The 23,479-nt window shown below is 40.2% G+C and carries 19 protein-coding genes, 1 tRNA gene and 1 pseudogene; 11 read left to right on the forward strand and 10 right to left on the reverse strand.

What is annotated here, in order from left to right; translation table 11 throughout:
• Positions 1–65 precede the first annotated feature (65 nt).
• On the forward strand, positions 66–590 hold the full coding sequence (locus tag ACWIB3_RS14840; protein WP_454291988.1) for an FUSC family protein: 525 nt from the start codon (positions 66–68) through the stop codon (positions 588–590).
• 18 nt (positions 591–608) lie between these two features.
• Positions 609–1,454: an AraC family transcriptional regulator gene (locus tag ACWIB3_RS14845; protein WP_045754275.1), complete on the forward strand. Its 846-nt coding sequence runs from the start codon at positions 609–611 to the stop codon at positions 1,452–1,454.
• Positions 1,455–1,899: 445 nt separating this feature from the next.
• Here ACWIB3_RS14845 and ACWIB3_RS14850 read toward each other — a convergent pair whose 3' ends face one another.
• Positions 1,900–2,160, reverse strand: coding sequence for a hypothetical protein (locus ACWIB3_RS14850; RefSeq protein WP_045754276.1), 261 nt, complete (start codon positions 2,158–2,160; stop codon positions 1,900–1,902).
• Positions 2,161–2,189: 29 nt separating this feature from the next.
• On the opposite strand from ACWIB3_RS14850, the pseudogene ACWIB3_RS14855 reads away from it, so the two are divergent.
• From ACWIB3_RS14855 to ACWIB3_RS14890, 8 genes and pseudogenes are all read left to right on the forward strand, one after another.
• Positions 2,190–2,819: pseudogene (locus tag ACWIB3_RS14855) on the forward strand (TraM recognition domain-containing protein); the annotation flags it as partial.
• 96 nt (positions 2,820–2,915) lie between these two features.
• Positions 2,916–3,302, forward strand: coding sequence for a hypothetical protein (locus tag ACWIB3_RS14860; RefSeq protein ID WP_454291989.1), 387 nt, complete (start codon positions 2,916–2,918; stop codon positions 3,300–3,302).
• A 160-nt stretch (positions 3,303–3,462) separates the two neighbouring features.
• Positions 3,463–7,803 carry a CusA/CzcA family heavy metal efflux RND transporter gene (locus ACWIB3_RS14865; protein ID WP_093099838.1) on the forward strand — a complete coding sequence of 1,447 codons (4,341 nt, stop codon included), beginning with the start codon at positions 3,463–3,465 and terminating at the stop codon, positions 7,801–7,803.
• A 66-nt stretch (positions 7,804–7,869) separates the two neighbouring features.
• Complete coding sequence (locus ACWIB3_RS14870; RefSeq protein WP_086946604.1) at positions 7,870–9,027, forward strand: efflux RND transporter periplasmic adaptor subunit; 1,158 nt, start codon at positions 7,870–7,872, stop codon at positions 9,025–9,027.
• A 35-nt stretch (positions 9,028–9,062) separates the two neighbouring features.
• Positions 9,063–9,632, forward strand: a complete 570-nt coding sequence (locus tag ACWIB3_RS14875) for a cytochrome b/b6 domain-containing protein (protein WP_045754281.1) — start codon at positions 9,063–9,065, stop codon at positions 9,630–9,632.
• A gap of 11 nt (positions 9,633–9,643) precedes the next feature.
• Entirely contained in the window at positions 9,644–10,405 is a 762-nt protein-coding gene (locus ACWIB3_RS14880) for a phosphatase PAP2 family protein (RefSeq protein ID WP_093099842.1), read from the forward strand.
• A gap of 10 nt (positions 10,406–10,415) precedes the next feature.
• On the forward strand, positions 10,416–12,209 hold the full coding sequence (locus ACWIB3_RS14885; protein WP_093099843.1) for a heavy metal translocating P-type ATPase: 1,794 nt from the start codon (positions 10,416–10,418) through the stop codon (positions 12,207–12,209).
• A gap of 221 nt (positions 12,210–12,430) precedes the next feature.
• Complete coding sequence (locus tag ACWIB3_RS14890) at positions 12,431–12,880, forward strand: PhzF family phenazine biosynthesis protein (RefSeq protein WP_256962586.1); 450 nt, start codon at positions 12,431–12,433, stop codon at positions 12,878–12,880.
• Positions 12,881–12,999: 119 nt separating this feature from the next.
• Here ACWIB3_RS14890 and ACWIB3_RS14895 read toward each other — a convergent pair whose 3' ends face one another.
• From ACWIB3_RS14895 to ACWIB3_RS14930, 8 genes are all read right to left on the reverse strand, one after another.
• On the reverse strand, positions 13,000–13,275 hold the full coding sequence (locus ACWIB3_RS14895) for an alpha/beta hydrolase family protein (protein WP_144034496.1): 276 nt from the start codon (positions 13,273–13,275) through the stop codon (positions 13,000–13,002).
• 507 nt (positions 13,276–13,782) lie between these two features.
• Positions 13,783–15,087: a phage integrase SAM-like domain-containing protein gene (locus ACWIB3_RS14900; protein ID WP_454291990.1), complete on the reverse strand. Its 1,305-nt coding sequence runs from the start codon at positions 15,085–15,087 to the stop codon at positions 13,783–13,785.
• 186 nt (positions 15,088–15,273) lie between these two features.
• Positions 15,274–15,346 (reverse strand) — tRNA-Lys (locus tag ACWIB3_RS14905).
• 155 nt (positions 15,347–15,501) lie between these two features.
• Positions 15,502–15,879, reverse strand: a complete 378-nt coding sequence (locus tag ACWIB3_RS14910; RefSeq protein ID WP_454291991.1) for a hypothetical protein — start codon at positions 15,877–15,879, stop codon at positions 15,502–15,504.
• A 212-nt stretch (positions 15,880–16,091) separates the two neighbouring features.
• Positions 16,092–16,727: an HD domain-containing protein gene (locus ACWIB3_RS14915; RefSeq protein WP_454291992.1), complete on the reverse strand. Its 636-nt coding sequence runs from the start codon at positions 16,725–16,727 to the stop codon at positions 16,092–16,094.
• Positions 16,728–16,800: 73 nt separating this feature from the next.
• Positions 16,801–18,171, reverse strand: coding sequence for a Gfo/Idh/MocA family oxidoreductase (locus tag ACWIB3_RS14920; RefSeq protein ID WP_454291993.1), 1,371 nt, complete (start codon positions 18,169–18,171; stop codon positions 16,801–16,803).
• Between the two features lie 21 nt (positions 18,172–18,192).
• Positions 18,193–18,864 carry a 3-keto-disaccharide hydrolase gene (locus ACWIB3_RS14925; protein ID WP_454291994.1) on the reverse strand — a complete coding sequence of 224 codons (672 nt, stop codon included), beginning with the start codon at positions 18,862–18,864 and terminating at the stop codon, positions 18,193–18,195.
• Positions 18,865–19,557: 693 nt separating this feature from the next.
• Positions 19,558–21,120 (reverse strand): calcineurin-like phosphoesterase C-terminal domain-containing protein, encoded by a 1,563-nt coding sequence (locus ACWIB3_RS14930; protein ID WP_454291995.1) that lies wholly within the window; start codon positions 21,118–21,120, stop codon positions 19,558–19,560.
• 714 nt (positions 21,121–21,834) lie between these two features.
• Between ACWIB3_RS14930 and ACWIB3_RS14935 the strand changes: the two genes are divergently transcribed.
• On the forward strand, positions 21,835–22,017 hold the full coding sequence (locus ACWIB3_RS14935) for a hypothetical protein (protein WP_185218148.1): 183 nt from the start codon (positions 21,835–21,837) through the stop codon (positions 22,015–22,017).
• Between the two features lie 79 nt (positions 22,018–22,096).
• Here ACWIB3_RS14935 and ACWIB3_RS14940 read toward each other — a convergent pair whose 3' ends face one another.
• Positions 22,097–23,473 (reverse strand): S41 family peptidase, encoded by a 1,377-nt coding sequence (locus ACWIB3_RS14940; RefSeq protein WP_454291996.1) that lies wholly within the window; start codon positions 23,471–23,473, stop codon positions 22,097–22,099.
• Between the last annotated feature and the right edge of the window lie 6 nt (positions 23,474–23,479).

Raw genomic sequence — 23,479 nt, forward strand, 5'->3', positions numbered from 1 at the left:
TGTATGTATAAAATAAATAAAGGTTTGTATATTTGTGTTATATTAACCTATCTGAAAAATAATTTGTGAAATTTGAAATTTTTAAAGACCTCCCAGATGCCGGTATTGTTGTAAAAGCTTCTTTACTTACGCTTGTTATCCTAATTTCTTATTTTTTAGGTCTTGGGATTAATAAGTTACTACAACTTTCTGATGATTATTTAAGTGGTATATGGTGTGCCGTATCCGCTATTGTGGTCTTTGATGACCTCCCAAAAAATGCTAAAAGTCTGATGAAAGACCGACTTTTGGGCACATTTGTAGGAGTTTTGCTGACAACAATAATAGTTTACTTTACTACAAATCTTTTTTTGTCAATTGGCATTGCATTGTTCTGTACCTGTATTTTTATTTCTGTTTTTAAATGGACAGGAGCGTTAAAAATTGGATGTATTACTGTTATTATTGTTGGATTGAGCACCCATGACAAAGCTTTTGAAATTGTCTGGCGGTCAGGATTAATGCGTTTTCTTGAATCTGTTGCCGGATGTACTCTCTCTCTTGTCGCTACTATCGTCATAGAGCAAATAAAAATAAAAACGAACAAGTAATTTTTGAGAGAGCAAAGCATGACTAAACTAAAACAGTTTTTCCCGTTAGAAATATTAGATTTTGAAGAAGCTTCGTTTCACCTTACGATTCACGGTCAAAATTATTTTGAGCTGGTGTATATTTATGATGGAATGGGGATTCATCAGATTAATCAAAATCATCTTTCATATTGTTCAGGAGACTTATTTGTGATTTCTCCGGAGGATGAGCATAATTTTAAAATGGATACAAAAACCAGGGTCATCTGCATTAAATTTACAGATGACTATTTTAGCAGTAAAGAGCACTGGAAATTTCAAGATTATATGAATAACAATCCTGAAAGCATTATGAACAACAAAATCTTGAAGGAAGTTAAATTAGAATTTAGCCCGGAAATTCATCAAATACTACGAAATACAATTGATAATATACTTCTTTACAACAACTCGCATAATGTTGTTACATCACCTGTCGTTTTTCATCAGGTGCTTTCTGTTTTCGGCATTATAAAGGAAGCTATGCAGGATATGTCGCTTAACGGAAATGACCATTTTCCAGCAAGGGAACAATTGATTTCATATATCCATCAGCACATTTACATTCCTGACAAAGTAAAAATAAAGAATATTGCTTCACATTTCAACATTGCCACTACGTATTTCAGTGCCTATTTCAAACGTAATTTTGATATAAATTACCGAGAATACCTTAATCATTACCGTTTGATGCTTATTAATAAAAGACTGAAATCTGGACAATTTAACATGAGCCAAATTGCTGAAGAATTTGGATTTAATGATGAAAGCCATTTTTCTCATTTTTATAAGAACAACACAGGTCACAGTCCATCTCTTTATGATCTTTCTAAAAAAAAGAAATGACACAAGGAATTATAAAAAATAATTTTATTACAAAATGAGTTCATTAATCGGTCAAAATCTACTTCTCATAGCCAAACAAACCTGCCAAAAGTATAAGAGTAATTATCCTTATTAAATTCACTGTTCACAGCAAAATGAAGAACAATTATGGAAGTAATTGTAACCCTCCAAAAAAAGACAATCTAGAAAAATTTGTGATAAACTGTATTAGTGTTTTCAGTTCATAAAATAAAGAACTCTGGAAAATATCCTGTGACCATCCATGCTCTAATCAAATGTGCAATAATAATGAATTTCCTTTTGAATTTTATAGCACCGGTATGGTACGTTCGTTTTACATTATCAATGAGGATTTTAATAAAAAAGCGATATGACCCTAAAATAAAATTAGGGATAATCGATAGAGAATGAAAACAAAATAACACACAAAATGAATTGTCAATGTCTACTTGATCTTTTCAACAGCTGCTCGAACCTGCTGAAGATCGGGCTGTCTATCTATGCATTCCTGAACGCCCTCGGGATATCTCTCTAAGATGAATTCATTGAAATCCTTACAGCTCCTGAAAATATTGAACTGCTTGTCGTGGATGTTCCATACGATGCCTTTTCCCTTTATGGCGTTCTGTGCAATGGCAGCTCCACCGACTCCCCCCAGGCCATATCCCAGGCCCTGTTTCCATGAATTTGCCAACTCCAGCTCCATATATAGATAGTTATGGCCTCCAAAGAGCACCTGTCATTATAGACGAGTTACCGACAATTTATTTTAGAGGCTTGGACAATCTTATTGCAACGGCGAGAAGTAATAAGGTAGCGGTTTGCTTAGGCTTTCAGGATTTTTCCCAATTAATTCGTGACTATGGAGATAAGGAAGCTAAGGTAATTCAGAACACGGTCGGTAATATTTTTAGCGGTCAGGTCGTGGGCGAAACGGCAAAGAGCCTGTCAGAACGCTTTGGGAAAGTATTACAGAAACGCCAAAGTATGACGATTAACCGAAATGACAAATCAACTTCAATTTCTACCCAATTAGACAGTCTTATTCCAGCTTCAAAAATCAGTACACTTACACAAGGTATGTTTGTCGGTTCAGTGTCCGATAACTTTGACGAACGTATAGAACAAAAGATATTTCACGCAGAAATTGTAGTAGATAACGAGAAAGTTGCTGCCGAAACAAAAGCGTACCAGAAGATACCGGAAATTTTATCCTTTGTCGATGAAAGCGGAGAAGATAATATGAAACGGGATATTGAGAACAATTATCGTCAGATAAAATTAGACATTGTTCATATCGTGGAAAGTGAAATGGAGCGTATAAAGAACGACCCGAATTTACAGCATTTGATACAGGAGGGATAATATTGAATTTTTAAATCATTTATTTTGAAATATTTTAAATTACAGCGTCTTATAAAAGAGAGCAGACTTTTTTATTAACTTTGTTAAGTGAAAAAAATGTTTTCAATATTATTATTGTCTGTGTATTTAATTTCGACAACTGAATTAGGTCAGTTATTGAAGTTTCCTATACTTATAGAGCATTATTTCGATCACAAAGAAAAAAATCCGGAGGTTACTGTTTTGCAATTTTTGGAAGTTCATTACGCCGAGAGCCATCTGGAAAACCATCCACACGATGACGATTATGAACAAGACAAACAATTACCGTTTATCGTACATATCGATGTTTTGAATATCAGTTTTGTACTTGTCCCCCCTTTTAGTTTTGATATAGAAACCAAAAAACTTGTAGGCAAAGAACCCAAAACCTTGCCTTTGGACGATACATTTTCTGATAACAATTACCGTTCTGCCATCTGGCAACCTCCGAAATTCTGTTAATCTTTTTTGATTTCCACGATGAATCCTTTCATCGTGCATTTGCTGTTTGATAATACTTTCATTCGGGCAGTCGGTGTATTTTGTGTCCGCCTGTAGGATTGATCATGTATTCGAAACGTCAAATCTCTTTATTTATCATTTACGATTAACAGAATAAATTATGCTTACAAAAATCATTGAGTTTTCTGTAAAGAACAAACTCATTATAGCATTATTGGTTCTTGGTTTAATCGGCATTGGCTCTTATCAGGTAAGCAAATTACCGATTGATGCTGTGCCGGACATTACCAATAATCAGGTGCAGGTTATTACAATCGCTCCGTCTTTTGGGGCAACCGATATCGAACGTCTGGTTACTTTCCCAATTGAACAGGCGAACTCCAATATTTTCGGACTCAAAGAAATCCGCAGTTTCTCCCGTTTCGGATTGTCCTTGGTTACCATTGTTTTTGATGATGGTATTGATGTGTATTGGGCAAGACAACAAGTGGCAGAGCGGCTGCAACAGGTTCAGAATGAAATTCCGCAAGGTATCGGAACACCGCAATTAGGGCCGATTTCTACCGGTTTGGGCGAAATCTATCAATATGTCGTTCGTCCTAAAGAAGGTTTTGAACAAAAATACGACGTTACGGAACTCCGTACCATTCAGGATTGGATTGTGCGTCGACAGCTACTTCAGGTCAAAGGCGTAGCGGAAGTCAGCAGTTTTGGCGGTAAATTGAAGCAATACGAGATTGCCGTGAATCCCGACCGACTTAATGCTTACGGCATTACCATCAATGATGTTTTTGATGCACTGAATGCCAATAACCAGAACACCGGCGGTGCTTATATCGAAAAAGGGCCAACCGTTCTCTACATTCGGAGCGAAGGTTTGGTGGGCAATATTGAGGATATTCAAAACATTTCCATTACCAATAAAAACAACGATGTACCGCTGTTTATCCAAGATGTAGCTGATGTCAAAATTGGTTTTGCCACCCGTTACGGAGCGATGACTTACAACGATCAGGGCGAAGTTTCGGGTGCGGTGGTGATGATGCTGAAAGGTGCCAACAGTAGTCAGGTCATCAAAGATGTAAAAGCCAAAGTGGCTCAAATCCAGAAAACCCTGCCCGAAGGCGTGGTGATAGAACCCTTTCTTGACCGTACCAAAATGGTGAATAATGCCATCAGCACGGTAGAGAGAAACCTTATGGAAGGTGCTTTAATCGTGGTATTTGTCCTCGTTTTATTTCTCGGAAATTTCAGAGCCGGCTTACTCGTGGCTTCGGTGATTCCACTAGCAATGCTTTTTGCCATTTGTATGATGAACCTTTTCGGGGTGAGCGGCAATCTGATGAGTTTGGGTGCACTGGATTTTGGATTAATCATCGACGGAGCGGTCATTATTGTAGAAGCCGTCCTGCATCAGTTATCCCTCAATCCTAAGTTCAAGAGCCTGCTGAAAATTCCGTCCAATGATATGGATAGTGTAGTTACAGAATCTGCCGGAAGAATGATGAACAGTGCAGTTTTCGGACAAATTATCATCTTCATTGTGTACATTCCGATCCTAACATTGCAGGGGATTGAAGGGAAAATGTTCCGCCCGATGGCAGAAACGGTGGCGTTTGCATTATTAGGTGCATTTCTGCTTTCCCTAACCTACATTCCGATGATGAGTTCGGTTTTGTTGAAGAAAAGAAGTTTAAAACCTTCGTGGTCGGACAGGGTAATGAAGAAAGTAGAAGCGCTTTATTTGAAAACCTTGCTGAAAGTTTTACGCATTCCGAAAACCATTTTTACCATAATCGGGATATTGTTCATCACGGCAATAATTCTGCTAAGCAGAATGGGCGGCGAATTTATTCCGTCTTTGGAAGAAGGTGATTTTGCGGTGGATACCCGCGTTTTACCGGGCAGCAACCTTACCACCACGATTGAAAGTACGCAAAAAGCAGCCCATATCTTAAAAACCCGTTTCCCCGAAGTGGAAAAAGTGGTCACCAAGATAGGAAGTGGAGAAGTGCCTACCGATCCGATGCCAATGGATGCTTCGGATATGATGGTCATTCTGAAAGACAAAAAAGAATGGACTTCCGCCAAAACGTTTTCCGAATTATCAGAAAAAATGAGCAAAGCACTGGAAGATGTGCCCGGTATTACAGTTGGTTTTCAGTATCCGGTAGCGATGCGTTTTAATGAACTGATGACTGGTGCAAGACAGGATGTGGTCATCAAAATCTTTGGCGATAATCTGGATTCTTTGGTGCAAAATGCCAACCAACTCGGTAAAATCATTGAAACGGTAAAAGGTACACAAAACCTTTATATAGAACCGGTTTCCGGGCTTCCGCAGGTGGTGGTAAAATACAATCGTCCCGTGATTGCTCAGTATCATCTTTCTGTTGCAGATGTCAATCGGGTGATTAATACCGCATTTGCCGGACAGAGTACAGGTTTGGTTTTTGAAGGCGAAAAACGCTTTGATATGGTAGTACGCCTGAATGCCAGTGACCGAAAAAACATCAATGATATTCAAAATCTATTGGTTCCAACACCTGCAGGCAATCAGATCCCGCTCAATCAGCTGGCAACCGTAGATGTGGTGGAAGGTCCCAATCAAATTCAACGTGAAAATGCACAACGCCGTATTGTCGTCGGCTTCAACATCAAAGACCGTGATGTGCAAAGCATTGTGGAAGAATTGCAGGGTAAAGTGGACAAACAGATTAAACTTCCGGCCGGCTATTCTATTACGTATGGCGGTTCTTTTGAAAATCTGAACAACGCCAAACAACGGTTGATGATTGCCGTTCCGCTGGCATTGGCATTGATATTTGTCCTGTTGTTTATGGCGTTCAAGTCGATTAAAGAAAGTCTTCTGATTTACACCGCCATTCCGTTGTCGGTCATCGGAGGTGTATTTATGTTGAATTTACGCGGAATGCCTTTCAGCATCAGTGCTGCCGTTGGTTTTATCGCTCTTTTTGGCGTAGCGGTTTTGAACGGTATTGTATTGATTTCAGAATTTAACCGACTGCATAAAAACGGCATTAGAAATATCGTCAGAATTGTGATTGATGGCGGCGAAAGCCGATTGCGTCCGGTATTGATGACCGCAGCCGTTGCCTCCCTCGGCTTTATCCCGATGGCAATAAGCACAGGTGCTGGAGCAGAAGTGCAGCGACCTTTGGCGACCGTGGTAATTGGCGGACTGATATTGGCCACTTTGCTCACCCTTTTTGTCCTACCGCTTTTATATGTCAATATCGAAAATGGATTTAAAATGAAAAAACCAAAATCCAAACATGTCGCCTCTGTTCTGTTGATTTTTATGCTGTTTTCAGGAATAAAAATGAAGGCACAAACCATAATTTCTTTAGATGAAGCCGTGCAAACAGCGTTGCAAAACAATCGCAACCTGAAAAATGAAAAACTGCGTTCGGATTATGCCAAAGCATTGATTAAAACTTCTAATGCCGATATTCCGCAAACCGCAGTTACAGCAGATTACGGACAAATAAATAGTGCATACAACGATATGAAATTCGGGATTTCACAGAGCATCGCTTTTCCAACTGTGTATCAGAAACAGAAAAATTTGCATTCCGAAGAATGGAAAAAAAGCCAGTTGAATGTTTCGCTTAAAGAATTTGAACTGAAAAAAGCCGTCAGCCAAAGTTATTTCCAGATGGTGTATTGGAAAGATAAGGAAAAATTGCTGAATGAAACGTTGCAACTGTACACCCAATTTTTAGACAAAGCCAGTTTGCGTTTAAAAGCTGGAGAAAGCAATATTCTGGAAAAAACAACGGCTTCCAACCAAAAATCGGCAATTGAGATTCAGTTGAAACAAGTGCAGCAGGAAATAAAAACCTTGCAGTTGCAGTTCAGTTGGTTGCTCAATTCCGAAACGGAATATCTTCCTTTGGAAAATTCCAGACCGGTTCTTTTGCTTCAGGAAAATGCTTCGCATCCCTTGTTACATGTATTGGAACAGCAAAAAACGGTTGCCGGCAAACAAACCGAAGTGGAAAAATCCAGACTTCTTCCGGATTTGCAAATCGGTTATAATCTCAATTCGTTCAAAGGTATGGGACCTGATGATAAACTGTATTCTGCTACACCACAGTTTCAGTCGGTGATGGTAGGTGTTGGCATTCCAATATTTTCAGGCGGACAAAAGGCAAGAATTCACGCTTCTAAAGTGGCGGAAAGCATTGCGGAAAACGATTGGCATAATACGGAATTTGCATTAGAGAAAAAACAGCAACAGCTCAAGCAAATGTATCAAACGAATCTCGAAATCATCAACCGTTACGAAACTGATGAACTGAAAAATGCAGACATCATTACCAAAACAGCACAGCAACAATTCATTAACGGAGAAATCAATTATCTGGAATTTGTAATGCTCGTCAATCAGGCAGTTTTGCTCAAAAGCAATTATGCAGATGCCCTATTGAAACTAAACGAAAGCGTGGTTGAACTGAATTATATCACGATTCAGTAGTTGATGAACAGAATATTTTAAACAGTAAACAGAATTTTTCAAATCAATATATAATTAGACAAGAAAATGAAAATATTAAAATTATACGGTTCTTATTTTTTGGTCTTGATAGTACTGCTTTCCGCAGTTCAATGTCAACAAAAACAAGAAACCACCGCCACCAAAACTGCAAATCCGAAAGACGAAAACACGGTTATTTTCACCGATGCACAGTTACACAATACCCCCATTGAAACCGCGGAACTGTCGATGCAGCATATTTCCACCGTATTGAAACTCAACGGTAAAATTGATGTACCACCGCAAAATCTGGTTTCCGTAAGTACACCGCTGGGCGGCTATCTGAAAAGCACCCGCCTTTTGCCAGGGATGAAAGTAGTTAAAGGTCAGGTAATTGCCGTTATTGAAAATCCGCAGTTTGTACAGTTGCAGCAGGATTATCTGATGGCAAAATCCAAATACCACTTTGCCCAACTGGATTATAACCGACAAACTAAGCTCAACCAAAGCCAGGCAAGTAGTGATAAAGTGATGCAGCAGGCACAATCCATTATGAGCGATCAGAAAATTCTGATGAATTCCATTGCCCAGCAACTGAAGTTGGTCAACATAAATCCGGCTAAGATATCTGCCGGAAATATTCAGCAGAGCGTACCTGTCTATAGTACCATCAACGGTTTTGTGAGCAAGGTGAATGTGAATGTAGGCAAATATGTAACGTCTTCGGATGTGCTGTTTAAACTCATCAATCCTTCTGATATTCACCTCAATTTAAAAGTGTATGAAAAGGATTTAGAAATGCTGAAAACCGGGCAACAGATTGTGGCTTATACCAATGTAGATCCTTCAAAAAAATATGCCGGTGAAATTTTGCTGACGAGTAAAGACGTGGACGGAAGCGGCATGGCTGAGGTTAATTGTCATTTTGAAAAATACGATCCTGCACTCATTCCCGGAATGTATATGAATGCCGAAGTGAAAACAGAAAATTCTTTTGCCAATGCTATTCCGGAAGAAAGCGTGGTGGATTTTGAAGGGAAAAGTTATGTCTTTACAGAAACCGGGAAACAGACCTGGAAGATGGTCCCGGTCACATTGGGAATTTCCGAAAATGGCTTTGTTGAAATCCTCAACTTTGCTGATTTTCAAGGTAAGAAAATCGTGGTCAAAAACGCCTATACCATATTGATGAAGTTGAAAAATACCAGTGAAGATGAAGAATAACAGTCAGATAAAATCTGATATAAAAATTTAAAATAATGAGAAATTCAACAAAAATATTTACCCCGCTTCATCGTGGTTTACACTGGGGCACAGCTCTACTAATGACGGTTTTGTTTATCACCGGATTTCTTCGGATCAACTGGATGGGTAAAAAAGCCATTCTGGGAGCTATTGAAAAAAATATGCAAGGCATTGATTTAACCAATGAACAAACCATCGTAACAGTAAAAAGCATTCTGGACCCTATGTGGCAATGGCACGTATATGCAGCGTATGTTTTCTTTGTAATCATTGCGGTTCGCATCATTTATATGTTGGTAAAGGGCATTCGTTTTCCAAATCCTTTTTCGGCAAATACATCAGCAAAAGAAAAATTTCAGGGATTTATTTATCTGCTATTTTACTTGTTTGTGATTGTTTCATCCATCACCGGAGCCTACCTGAAATGGTGGAATGGAGACCTGAAAGATACAATGGAAACCATTCATAAATGGGCAATTTACTGGTTTCCGATTTTTATTATTTTGCATTTTGGCGGGATTTGGCTGGCAGAAAAAACAGCTCAAAAGGGAATTGCTTCCAAAATGATTGGCGGAGATGATTAATAAATTTAAGAATGAGACATTTATTATTGATACTCATATTGTGCGTTTATCAATTGGGAATAGCACAAACGGATAGTTTGGTAACAGGTCAAAAGATGGATCAATCATTTGACCACGCCTATCAATTTAAATATAAAAAGCTGATTGTACCTTCTGTTTTTATCGGATACGGAATCCTAAGCCTGACGTCTGATGATCTGAAACAGCTGAACCGTTCCACCCAATATGAAATTGGGGAGCATCAGCCGGATAAAATAAAACTGGATAATTATACCCAATACGTACCTGCAATATTGGTTTATGGATTAAATGCTATTGGACTTAAAGGAAAACATAATTTGAAAGACCGAAGTATTATTTTAGGCACATCGTTGCTGATTTCAAGTGCTGTCGTATTACCTACCAAGCATTTGGTGAGAGAAGAACGACCAGATGGTTCTAATAATTTGTCGTTTCCTTCGGGACATACTACAACTGCTTTTACAACAGCACATTTTATGTTCCGTGAATATCAGGATGAAAATATTTGGTTAAGTTTGTCTGGTTATCCAATTGCTGTTTTTACGGGAGTTTATCGCATTTTGAATGATAAACATTGGGTGGGTGATGTGGTTGCAGGTGCCGGTATTGGAATTCTCTCCACAGAAGTTGCCTATTGGTTGTTCCCAAAAGTCAGTCAATTATTTTCAAAAGATCATAGCAAAAATAGTGCTCTTGTATATCCGTTTTATCAAAATAAAACAATGGGATTAGGTTTGTCTTTAAACTTTTAAAATTATAAAAATGAAAAATATATATAAATTCATTATCGTTCTCAGCATTGCCTTAGTGGCACTTGTTCTGGAATTTATCCTGAAAGAACCGCATTATGCTAAAATCTTAATTACGGCAACCGGCATTTTGATGTCCATTGTTCTTCTGAAAGGAATGATCGACGTGCTTCGTTCCGGGAATTTTGGCGTGGATATTTTGGCGATTTCTGCCATTGCTGCAACCTTAGCTGTTGGTAATTATTGGGCGGCACTCATTATCCTCATTATGATTACCGGAGGTGATTCGTTGGAAGATTATGCCCAGAAAAAAGCCCGGAAAGATTTAAAATCATTGCTTGATAATACACCCCGAATTGCTCATAAAAAAACAGGAAACGATTTACATGATGTTCCTGTGGAGGATATTAAAATCGGTGACATCATCATCGTAAAACCCAAGGAAATTATTCCCGTGGACGGAATTTTACTGAGTGCAGAGGTGCTGCTGGACGAATCTTCGCTCACGGGCGAATCCAAACCCGTCAACAAAACCAAAGGCAACAGCTTATGGTCGGGTTCGGTGAATGGTTCGGGAGCCATTACCATTCAGGTTTCCAAACTCGCCAAAGACAGCCAGTACCAGCAACTCGTGCAATTGGTGCATAATTCCGAAAAAGAGCCGGCACATTTTGTGCGAATGGCGGATCGGTACGCTTTGCCTTTTACCATCGTTGCTTTTTTAATTGCCGGAATTGCTTATTTGATTACCAAAGATCCCAACCGCATTGCCGAAGTGTTGGTGGTGGCTTCGCCCTGCCCGCTGATTCTGGCGGCTCCCATTGCCCTGATAGCCGGAATGAGCCGTTCCAGCAGAAATGGGGTGGTGATAAAATCCGGGACTGTCATCGAAAAACTGGACAGAATGAAAGCCATCGCCTTCGATAAAACCGGAACCTTAACCAAAGGCGATCTTACTGTGGACGACATCATCCCGGAAAATTCTTATTCGCAAGACGAACTGATTGATTTTGTAGCCAGCGTAGAACAGCAGTCTTCCCACGTTTTGGCGGTTTCGGTGATGAAATATATCGGGGATAAACCGATTCCTCTGGCAACAGATTTAAAGGAAATAGAAGGAAATGGTATTGAAGGAAAAGTAAACGGCAAACTGGTGAAAGTGGGTAAACTGAATTTTGTAACGACCGAACCCATTTCAATTAAAACGGAAAAAACCTCGTTATTTGTTTCGGTGAATGACAAATATGCAGGGGAAATCACCTTTACCGATGAAGTGCGCCCCGAAGCCCGGCAAACCATTGCCCAATTAATAAAAATGGGTATCCAAAAAATTATGATGATTTCCGGCGACAAGCAAAGTATTTCTGAAAACATTGCCAAAGAAATTGGCATTACGGAAGTGCACGGTGGCTGTTTGCCGGAAGACAAACTGAAAATCCTGAAAAGTATGCCCGACGAATTTCGCCCGGTTGTAATGGTGGGTGATGGCGTGAACGATGCACCGTCGTTAACCGTTGCCGATGTAGGCATTGCGATGGGTGCTAAAGGATCGAGTGCCGCCAGCGATTCGGCTGATGTGGTGATTTTAAGAGACAATCTGCAAAAAGTGAGTGATACTATTCTCATTTCCAAAGAAACGATGAAGATTGCCCGTCAATCCGTTTTCATTGGCATTGCCGTTTGTACCGTGCTTATGCTGATTGCAGCCTTCGGTGTTTTACCGGCATTGATTGGTGCAGGATTGCAGGAAGTGGTGGATCTGATTTCCATTACCTCGGCATTAAGGGCTTTGAAGGACAGAACGTAACCACAACATTTGTTAATTGTCAGGAAAACCTTCAAAGGTCGCTGTTCAAGCAAAATAAAAACGTCCATAAAGACCGAAGGGTCGATAATGACCTGTTGAAAGGCATAAAGGGTTGTTAAAAAGAATCGCTTCTAATTAAGCAATTTTAAAAGGGGATTGTCATTCCTTTTTATTCGCCACGCAGCGGAGAGCTGCCCGTATCCGTTCAGGACGGTAATTATATACTAAATTTTCCAGTAGACGAGTACACTGAAGTATCATTGACTGACGAGCTGTTAACAGCTACCGACAAAAAACCTATAGCCGCATTTAAAGGAAAGACAGATTATATGCTGGTATTTGAAAAGGAAGAGGATGTTGCTTCTCTACTCCCTGATTTAGCGAAAATTGCCAAAATAAATGCACGAGGAATTATTGTAACCGCCAAAGGTAATCAATATGATTTCGTTTCCCGCTTTTTTGCTCCGGCATGTGGCGTTAACGAAGATGCCGTATGCGGTTCTGCACATACAACGCTCACTCCTTATTGGGCTGGACAATTAGGCAAAACTGAATTACTCGCTTTTCAACTTTCAGAAAAAACAGGCGAAGTACATTGTAAGATATTGGGTGACAGAGTTGAGCTGGGAGGAACAGCCGTACTGTATTTGAAAGGCGAAATATTCATCTGATAAAAATGGTGGAATGAGTATAGAATCAGCTAAAAAACATTTAAGCAAATGGAATATTTGATATAATAAAAAAGAACTACCATTGAACCAAAAGAATGCCCAAACAAGGTTAATTTGTTTTATCCCGTCTCTATTCTCAGCTGTTCCAGATCCTCGACTAGTACCATAAGATTCAAAGTGTTGGCAATCGAATCGGGCACTCTCGAGAGCAGACTTCCCCTCTGGTCATACAGTAGAAAACTATTCGAATGCGTATTATTTCGAAATGCATCTACAAGATAATAGAAGTTGTTTCCCGGTCCACCATGAAGGGAAACCACGGTATCACCATGTCCAATGGATGTTACGTAAAGTTTTGCTTTTGAATCAGCGGAAGGCAAGTACCAGGAGTTCATATCAAGTACATCAAGGATATCCTCAACAGATCGCTCTTGGCTCTTTAATCCCGGTGTAATCAAAAATAGTACAGTAATTAGAGACAGGATTTTTATTATTTTCATAACGAATTGGAGCATTGGTCAAAATCGAAATCACTAATAGTCAAATTCTCACGTTGAGTGTATAATGCCGCAAGGAATGTGCCATATTGCTTATTCGGAGGATGACTTTTCGAAGTTTACAGAGGATGTTTTGACTTTTTTAACCACACCATCATCATAAAAATCAATGTTTTCTATGGGGTTTTGTTGTAATCCAAAGGAATAAGAACCATACACCAAAAGCTACACTGAATCCGATCCAAGGAGACTTCATGCTGATCGCAGCAAAGAACCCGATTGTTGACAAGAAACACGTTAAAAAGAATAAAAGTAAATTTTTCATGAGTAAAAGTTTAAATATTAAAAAATTAAGTCTGTATCCAACGAATTGTAATCGTTGGATACAAATCAAGTTAAGCAGCTTTACCTGCTTATTTCTTTCTTCCTAATCAGTTCCAAAATTTTAGGCTCTGATTTCCTCAAGAACTGCATTACTTTATTTTGGACGTCATCTATAATTCTCCAATCCTTGGCGATATAAATATCTGTAACACGATTTCCATTATCGACATGGTTGAGTGCTAAAGCAACATCATCTTTACTCATCCTACAGTCATTTCTAGCTGTATTTGCGAAGGTATGGCGCGCACCATAAAGCGTTACTACCTGTACACCCGAAAGTTCTCGGAGTTTCTTCATTCCATGTTTTAATGAGGAATTGAAAGTGGTCCGGCTTGAATATCTTTGTGATAACTTTCCAATATATTTCTCCAATAAAGGTTTAGCTTCATCAATTATCCTTATACTAATAAATGCTCTGTCTTTTCGTTTCCCCTTAGTTTTAGATCGATTGTAGTCAACCCGACCATTTCGAACATTGTCAGTAGATATTTTAAATAAATCAACAGCATTCATCCCGCACAAATAGAATGAGAGCATATATAAGTCCCGAGCGAGTTCAGCCCTAGTGTTAGGTAACACTTTACAATCTCGAATTCTAATAACCTCTTCAAGATTATTATTTCTATTTTCGGTAAGAGGAGCTGAACCTACCTTATATTTTTTGAAGGGATAGTGTTTAATCAATATAATGCCCAGATCTTCATTATTGTAATGGTTCAACGCTTCATTAAATAATGTACGAAGATCTCTCATATAATTATATAAACTAGTATCCGAAACAGGCTTTGAAACAGTAGTAACGGGCTTTCCCAACTGGTTTATTCTTGTTATTGTCCGTTCAGATTTCAAGTAACGTTCAAACTGAACGAGCATATTAAAATGTATTTCATTTATTGAGACAGTTTCCCGATTAAAAAAATCAATGAGGTGGTTACGGACTGATCGATGGTTAGCGGCAGAACCATCACGACCGTCATCCTTCTCTTGTTGAATACAGTTCGCACAGAACTTGATAAAATCAATTTCTTCATCTATATTTTTGAGATAATCCCTTAATGAACCCGCGGTGAAAAAGTCAAGCTTCTCCTCGAGGTCGCTGATCGTTTTACGGTAGTCCTTTAGTTTCTTGTCAACTATTTCAAGGACAAAAGGATCTTTAATACTAAATTCTTTTTTTCCTTTCACCTTGGTGAGTTGTTTTAGGGAAAGGAAATGAGGAGTGTCTATAATTTTTTTTTCCTCTTTGTGATAGACCCTAATTTTCACATTGTAGGTTCCATCTGCTTTTTTGTGGTGTTCATAAACCTTTGCGCTTACGGTTGCCATAATCTTTTCATTACCACGAAAACCTTTGTGACGTATTTGTGACGGTTTTACGTGAAGTTCAACAAAAAACTATGCAAAACACACCGTTTTGAGGTTTTTCAAAACGTGTAGGGAGGATGTTCCAAAACCACCCTAAGGAAAGCAAAAAAGCCGTTTTACGCAAGTAAAAACGGCTTTTTTAGATAGTGACCCCGCTGAGGCTCGAACTCAGGACCCACAGATTAAGAGTCTGTTGCTCTACCAACTGAGCTACGAAGTCATTTGATGAATCAAAGGTACAAGTCATCACAAAAAAATCAAATAAATTCTAAGGTTTTTTGAACTTTTCTGACATTGTATAAATTTTCACCTTAAATAAAATTCAACAGAAGCCTCTTTGCAGGAATAATAGGCAATACCAATTATTTCAAAAGCCTAATTATTGAGATTAAATTGATCTTTTATTAGTTTTAAGGTCTTACTTTCAGGGTGTAAAACAATAGTTTCAATGGTTTTGTTGATTTTCCTTTCTAAGAAAAAATGTTTGATGGGCTGATCATAAGCGATTTCTGTAGTATCAACACTGATAGAATCATTTTTTGAAATCACATCCAAGTACTCAATAAATTTACTTAGACTATCTTTCCCAGTTATCGCCTTCAAGCGAAAAACCTCCTTTATCTGCTTCTTGTTATGGACAAAGCCAAATTCGACTAATTCAGCTTGAAAATTGTTCTTTTCGTGATTCGTAATGATTATCAATCTATCCAATGAAGTCGATTCGAATAACCATATTCTATAGACTGTATCCATATTAAGCAGATTGATAGGAACAAATGGAGAGTAGTTTTCTGTATAGTTTCTATAGGGAAATACGTTTTCAGAATAATATTTTGGTTGAACACAACTGCTTATCAAAAACAGAAATACAATTAAAGCTATTGGCCTCATAAAAAGCAATGATTAATAACAGGAGTTGAATATGTTCTCTTTCACTAAAAATATCAATTCCGAATCCACTTCCCTTACGAAAATTGAGAAATCGCTCTGATCTTAATCTCTGAAACATCCAAACCAGCTCCCCTAAGCTTTTCTTCTGCTTCCTGCTCCATTAAGTCTTTCAACATCGCAAAGGTTTCATCAAACTGCACATGCTTACCTATTACAAATGACAGATCATATTCAATCTCTTCCCAAGTAGTAATATCGGCATGATTATGTTGAAGTTGGACTTCTAGCTTATCTATTGCATTGGCCACTTTTGCTTCAAAGGTCTCTTTCTCCTCGAATTCATAGAACAAATGGTATATCTCTTCACCATTGCTAGCAGCTAGTTTTTTACGGAGATTATTGATGGCTATTTCCTCTCTGTTTTGCTTTATTTTTCTGATTTCAGGATTACGGATTTGGTCGAGCACAGAGACATCACCAGCTTCAGCTTCCACTAGATCATGGATTATGATCATTTTTAATAAACGAGCCATATCGACCTGTTGATCCAACAATGGTTCAAGCAAAACCGCCATTAAGGACATTCTCCAAGTATGCTCGGCAACACTCTCTTGTCTACCATTGGACAACCAGCTGTGCCTAAGTTCAAACTTTAGCTTTTCTGCTAATTTCAGGACTTCCAAAATGGCAACCAATTGCTCTTTTTTCATATTGTTTGTTGTTTCATTAAATTTAATAAATCAAGACGAAACAACAAATAACTTTTCTGAGGCAATTATTCCCCTACCCAAAACCCTTCACTTCCCAACCCTTCCTATATTTCCTCTTCAAAAATCCATCCGCTTCTGGAGCATTTGGGAATTTCAAATTCACTGCATCCCATTCCAGAACCTTCCCAGGCACTCTTATCGCCACTGTACCCAATAATATCGCTTCAGTCATCGGACCGGTCTGCGCAAAATGGGATTCCGTTTTCGCCTTTTTCAGACAGGCATCCACATAATGGTGATAATGGTTCCTTTCCTCCAACTTAGGGTACTGATGGTCCTTAAACTTGCTCTGTGGCAACAAAACCGGCGTACCTCCATGCGGAATCAACAGCGCCCCTTCCGTACCGACCAACATTGCGGCCTCTTCAGGGTACTTCTCACCATTATTGAACAGGGCTTGAACCTCTTTTGGAGGGTAGAACTCACCATCAAACCATTCCAAAGGCAGTACTTCTGCCGCTGTTTTCTCATTTCCCGGAAATTGCCAGCTTATATGGTTTCCTTGGGACCAGGTATCTGCCCTGCGCTCTGGGGAATCCTTCCAAGACTCCTGCACTTCAGCGACTACGGAAAGCGGAGCTTTCAAGCCCAGACCTTTCCAGACCGCATCGAAGATATGGCAACCAATATCTCCGGACCAACCTGTTCCGAAATCCTGCCAGGTACGCCAGATTCCAGGATGATAGATGCTCGGCGCAAAAGGGCGCATGGGTGCTGTTCCAATCCACTTATCCCAGTCCAAGGTCACTGGAACATCAAAGGTTTCCTTTGGTCTTGGTCCTTCCAAGCGATAGCCCGCGATCCCCGAACGGTTGGAACATAAATAGGCATGTTTCACCTTTCCGATCAGACCTTCCTTGATCCATTGCACCGCCGTGCGGTCCCCAATGGATGAAGCAATCTGAGTCCCTAATTGAGTAACCACCCCAGCCTTTACGGCATGCTTGGTCAGAACTCTGACCTCTGCAACATCATGGCACATCGGTTTTTGGCAGTACACATGCTTGCCCGCATCGATGGCGGCCATGGCAATGATAAAATGGTTATGGTCAGGAACCGTTACGTTCACCGAGTCGATGTTCTTTTTCTCCTTTTCGAGCATTTCTCGCCAATCGGTATATAATCTCGCCCCGGGGATCTGCTGTCCCGCCTGCTTCAGGTGATTCTCATCCACATCACATAGGGCAACGATCTCAATATCAGGGTGCGACTTAAACTGCTGCAGGTCATGTCCGCCCATTCCACCAACGCCAATACAGGCATGTCTCAGTTTCTTGGCAGGAGTATTTGCAAAAGCTTGATCTAGGAAAAATGGTGCAGAGACTGCAACACCCGCAACGGTACGGATAAAATTCCTTCTGGAAGTAAGGTTCTTGTTGTTCATAATGGTTGGCTTTGCTGTTGGTTAGTTTGGAAGTACTTTCACACGGATATTCTTGAACATGGCCTTGCTTCCCGGATCATGTCCCTGCAGGGCAAAGGTTCCGTGCGAGATAAACTGACCACGTTCAGCATCCTTTTTTAGGTTTGGCTCCACATATTCATATAGCAATTGTCCATTGATCAGGATCCTTACCGTTTTGCCCTTCACGATGATATGTTGGGTGTACCATTCGTTGTCCACTGCTGGCGCTTTATCCACATTTACCACATTGTAAAGGCTACCAGACTTCTTCCAATCCGTATGGGTCAGGTTTACCTGCACCTCATGACCTACAGCTGGAAAGCCCTTTTCCTGAAAATCAGTATGGAAATAGATCCCCGAATTGGAATTCGGGAAAGTCATGACATCGATCTTCAGTTCGAAATTCTTGAAATCATGGTTATTGACATCCCCATCATAGAATAAGTGGGACACATTACCGTTCACCACAATGGCACCATCTTTCACGGAAAAGGTTTCCGGGTTTTCATTCACCCTCCAGCCGTTCAGGGTCTTCCCGTCAAACAGCGAAATCCAACCTTCATCCTTCTCAGCCTGCGTCTGCGCAGCAGCAGAACCAACAGCAAAACATCCAAAAAAACACAGCAAAATCAATGCACAGCATTGATTGGCACTAAATCTCAATATGTTCATATACAATAAATTTTAATTCTTAGGTCTATAAGATAATGCGACGCAAGCCTTTAGCTATCAGGTTTATAGACCCTAATATAATAAATTAATGAACAGATTGTATATACATGTAGGGTTATTAATTGTAAAAATAATGGTATAAGGGGGTATGGGGGTTTGAACCACCCTCCCTGTCATCCTCTATCGAAGATAGAGGAACTGTACGCTAATATAGACATGGCATCAACATTTGTTTTTTGATTTCCGACTATCCTATAATTAATGCTTTTGTGCCACAGTAGGATTTTCCAAAATGGACTCGGAAAAATGCCAACCTTCACAACCAAAAATATCATGGATTCCATTGGCGCACTTTCCAAAACCTGCGGTCCAGGATGACAAGACCCAAGGGAGAAGAAACGTACAGATTCTTCACGAATTGTTCAGAATCAAAATGCACAAAAGCGGTATTTTTGCTTGTTGCAAAAATACCGCTTTTGTTATTTTCTTAAAATATTGAATTTATCCTCTGCGGGTAGATCTTGGCCTATCCTCCCATCCCATTAATCCTGGTTCAAAACCCAGATCTTGGCCCATCCTCTCATCCTCGTTGGGCGAGCGGAGTCGAGCCCCATCCTGGTTCAAATCCCCTCACGCTCCCCGTGAAACATTCCTCACAAAGACCTATCCCCCAACACCTTACATCAAACCCGCTTACTCAACAACCTCAATTTCTTTCTTTGCTGCATGTGTTCTGCCGAACATATCTACGGCTTCCACTTCGATGGTATGTTTACCAGTATTAAGCTTTGGAAGCTTCAATTTCCAAAGGTGGGCTGACTGAACCGGATCGCTAGGTCTTCTGCCGGCAACCAAGGTATTGGCGCCATCGTAAGCCAACAGTTCTTTCATATATGCTGGATCTTCTCCTTGTACCCTGTCCATCACGATCCAGTCTGCATTGTCGATCCTATAACGGACCTGATCATTTGCTGAACCTAAGAAGAAGTTGGCATATACATTATAGCGACCTGCATATTTCGCCTTTACCACTGCCGGGCCAAATAGACCGATGGTATAGCTGTCATCTTTTCCCACAACCTTATAGTCGAATTTATATTGATTTCCATCTACAGATAGGATGGCATAACCTTTAGGCGTACCGTCACGCATGGTCGAAGCGGGGATACCCTGTTCATTTGGAAGACCAGAGTACCAGTCGCCAGAGGTCGTTCCCACATTGTATTCATGGTAAGGTTTGCTACCTGACCAGCCATGCTCAGTCGTTAGGAAGTTTTGTTGTTGATAATGCGTGTGTGCAGAGAGCCCTAAGGTATTCGGGTAGTCCTTTAGGATATCGAAAAGTTGTTTTCTATCCTCCGGACGGAATGACTTGGCATTCTCCGGAAACAATGGAATATGATAAGCAAGGACGATCAGTTTATCCTTAGGGACAAACTTCAGGTCATTGGCAACGAAATCGATCTGATCTTGTCTCAACCCGCCTTGGTATCCTTTTCCTGTTTCTGGATGCGGATAGATAATATCGTCTAGCACGATAAAGTGTGCATTGCCCACATTGAAGGAGTAATTTGCCGGTCCAAAGGATTTCTCAAAACCTTCATCCGCATACTTATCTTCCTTCACATCATAGTTCATATCGTGGTTACCCATCACATTGAACCATGGTAAGCCCATCTGACCGATCGTCTGTTTATAGCTTGGGTGCAGGGTAAGGTCATCACCTACCAAGTCGCCAAGGCTGATCCCAAAAAGAGGACCTTTTCTGGTCTTTGCCTCATTTACCACGCCATTTTTAAAGAACTCCATTTCCTCAGCTGTATAGGCTTGAGGATCGCCAAACACGAAAGCCGTAAAGTTTGCCGGTTCTTCCTTCACCTTTAAGGCAAAGTCTATTGATTTCGGAAGCGCACCGGTTGCCGTTACGCCAGGGTATTTCAAGGCGGGGGCACCGTTTGGTTTATGGATATAATAGAACTTAGGCTGATTGTCGGCATCTACCGGTAGTTCATAACCAGAAGGTTTGATCACAAAGATGATGTTGTCGTTATCAACCGGGATCTGATATTTACCGTTCTTGTCCGTTTGTACGACTTCCTTGCCATTACTGACACTTACCCCTGCTAAGCCAGCCTCTTTTTTGTCCAGACGACCGTTTGCATTTGCATCAATAAAGACAGTTCCCTTTGCCATGTCCTGACCGAAAGCTGTTCCTGTCAATAAACATGCTAGCAAAGACCAATATAATTTTTTCATGTGTTTATGGTTGTTTGTCCCAAACATAGGGTATGTAATTAAATAAAAGGTTAAGCCACTGTTAAGTTAATCTTATATTAAAATTCCTCGGTTATTTTCTAAAATACGGAATTATCCCCTATTCTGAACTTGGTCTTATTCGGGACATATTCCGAATTTTCGCAATATCTCCCGAATATGGGTCGAGCAAGACTAAGCGCACATGGTCAAATTTTTTTCGAATTTTTTATGCTGGCGAAGAAAAATTGAAGATGTATTTAATGTTAATAAATGGTATATCCTAAGGATTCAAGCTGGCTATGTCGGGAAGATCCATGCATGAACAGCATCGACAGCGGAGTTATGCACTACGCCTAACCCACAACAAAAAAGGCTGCCTGATCAACAGGCAACCTTCTCAAACAAATATAAATTACAACCTACAAAAACGCTTACAGTTTGCTGCAACTGAAGCTGTATGTTTCTCTTTTACTTCAATTTTGAAGTTTTGTCTTTTTCATTCTGGGAGAGTTTTATCGCAAACGTGGTCAAAACCAATGGAATAAGGATTCTCGTTCTTTAAATATTTTAATAATTGCACAAATGTAACCCAGTAATATTTAGAGAATATTAACGAATTATTACCTATTAATTAATATTTGTTCGTTAAGGTAGTTTTTTAGCCTTTAACCTCTGGAATTCTGAGATATTTTTCCGATATTAAAATTAACGGATATGAAAAACAACAGACTTGGATTATTGCTGAATTTGGTACTGGCATCCTTTAGCTTCTATATCTTTCTTGATTCTTTGGATAAGGAGATATGGCGGATAATCTGCGCCGGGACTGGCTTCATGGTCTTTGCTACCTTGACCATTCTCCTCATCAGGCAGAATAGGCAATTAAAAAATACATAATCCACGCTAAGGATACTAAACTACAAAAGCCCTGAACTCAAGTTTGAATTCAGGGCTTTTGTAGTTTATGGAGAATCGATTAGTTCAGGTCCTTTAAGATTTCCTGCACCGCTCTTTCCAGTTGCGGGTCTTTGTCTGCAACACGATCCGCTACGATATTCTTGATGGCGATATCCGGAGCGACACCGGTCAGTTCCAGATCCTGTCCGTCCAGGGTATAACATCCCCACGACGGCAAGCGATAGAACGAACCATCGACCAAACCCTTACCTGAGGTAAAGATGATCCACCTATAGGTTTCCGTTCCGATGATCTTACCCAACTTGAGGGCTTTGAAACCTGCTGCAGTCATTTCCGCATCCGAAAGGGACTGTTCATTGATCAATAGCACGATTGGCTTTCCTGCCGGTGCAAAATTACTCTGCGGAGATAACTTACCGCCACGATATTGCCATTTTAGGTAAGGTCGTTGGGAAAGGAACCTAAGCACCTCATCATGCACATTGCCCCCGGTATTATAGCGAAGGTCAAGGATAACAGCATCCTTGTTGTTCTCCTGCTCTGCCATATCGATCAAGAAGGATTGCAGTTCATCCCCGCTCATGTTCTTCATGTGCGAATAGGCAATCCTATTCTTGCTCAATTGATCGACCTTATTTCTATTTCCCTTGATCCACTCATCGTACAATAGGTCCTTGAAAGCAGCATTGCTCTGCGGACGGATATTGATGATCTCTTCCTTACCTCCACGGTTTACGGTCAATTGTACTTCATTGGCAAGTGATGGCCAGGTAAAATAGGAATCGCGGTCACGCGTTTTATCGATCTTGTTTCCATTTACCGCAACCAGGACATCCCCAACCTTCAGGTTGACATCTTTCTTGGAAGCAGGACCCTTGGCAACGATATGCGCGATCTTATAGGGATCCTTGGCATCATAGGTTACCCCGAGTTCATTCGTGATGAAATTATATTGCTTGCGCTCGTCGGTACCAAAGGTACTGAAGCCCATGTGTGAGGAGTTCAATTCGCCCAGCATATCGTTCAGTAGGATCCGAAGGTCCATACGGTTGTTGATGCCCGAAAGGTAGTTTCCATATTTCTTTTTCATCCCTTCCCAGTCTATGCCATGGAACTTCTCGTCATAGTAGTTCTCTTCCACATTGGCCCAGGTTTCATAGAACATCTGCTTGAATTCCTTGTCTAGATCTCGGTTGAACTTGAAATTGATATCTACATTTTCAAGCTTGTTCTGGTCAATGTTGTATTTCTGTATGTTACCATTGCTGATGGCAAAGTATTTACCATCCACTTCCTGAAGGGCTTGCAGACCACCGTCCAATACCTTTTCGGTTTTGCTGTTGGTAAAAGGTTCAAAGGTAATGCGGTAAGTTGCCCATTTGCCCTCATGGTTGGATTGGTAGAATAGGAATGTTTTATCCCCTTTTGCAAACAATATAGG

It is taken from the genome of Sphingobacterium sp. NPDC055431 (assembly GCF_053644255.1).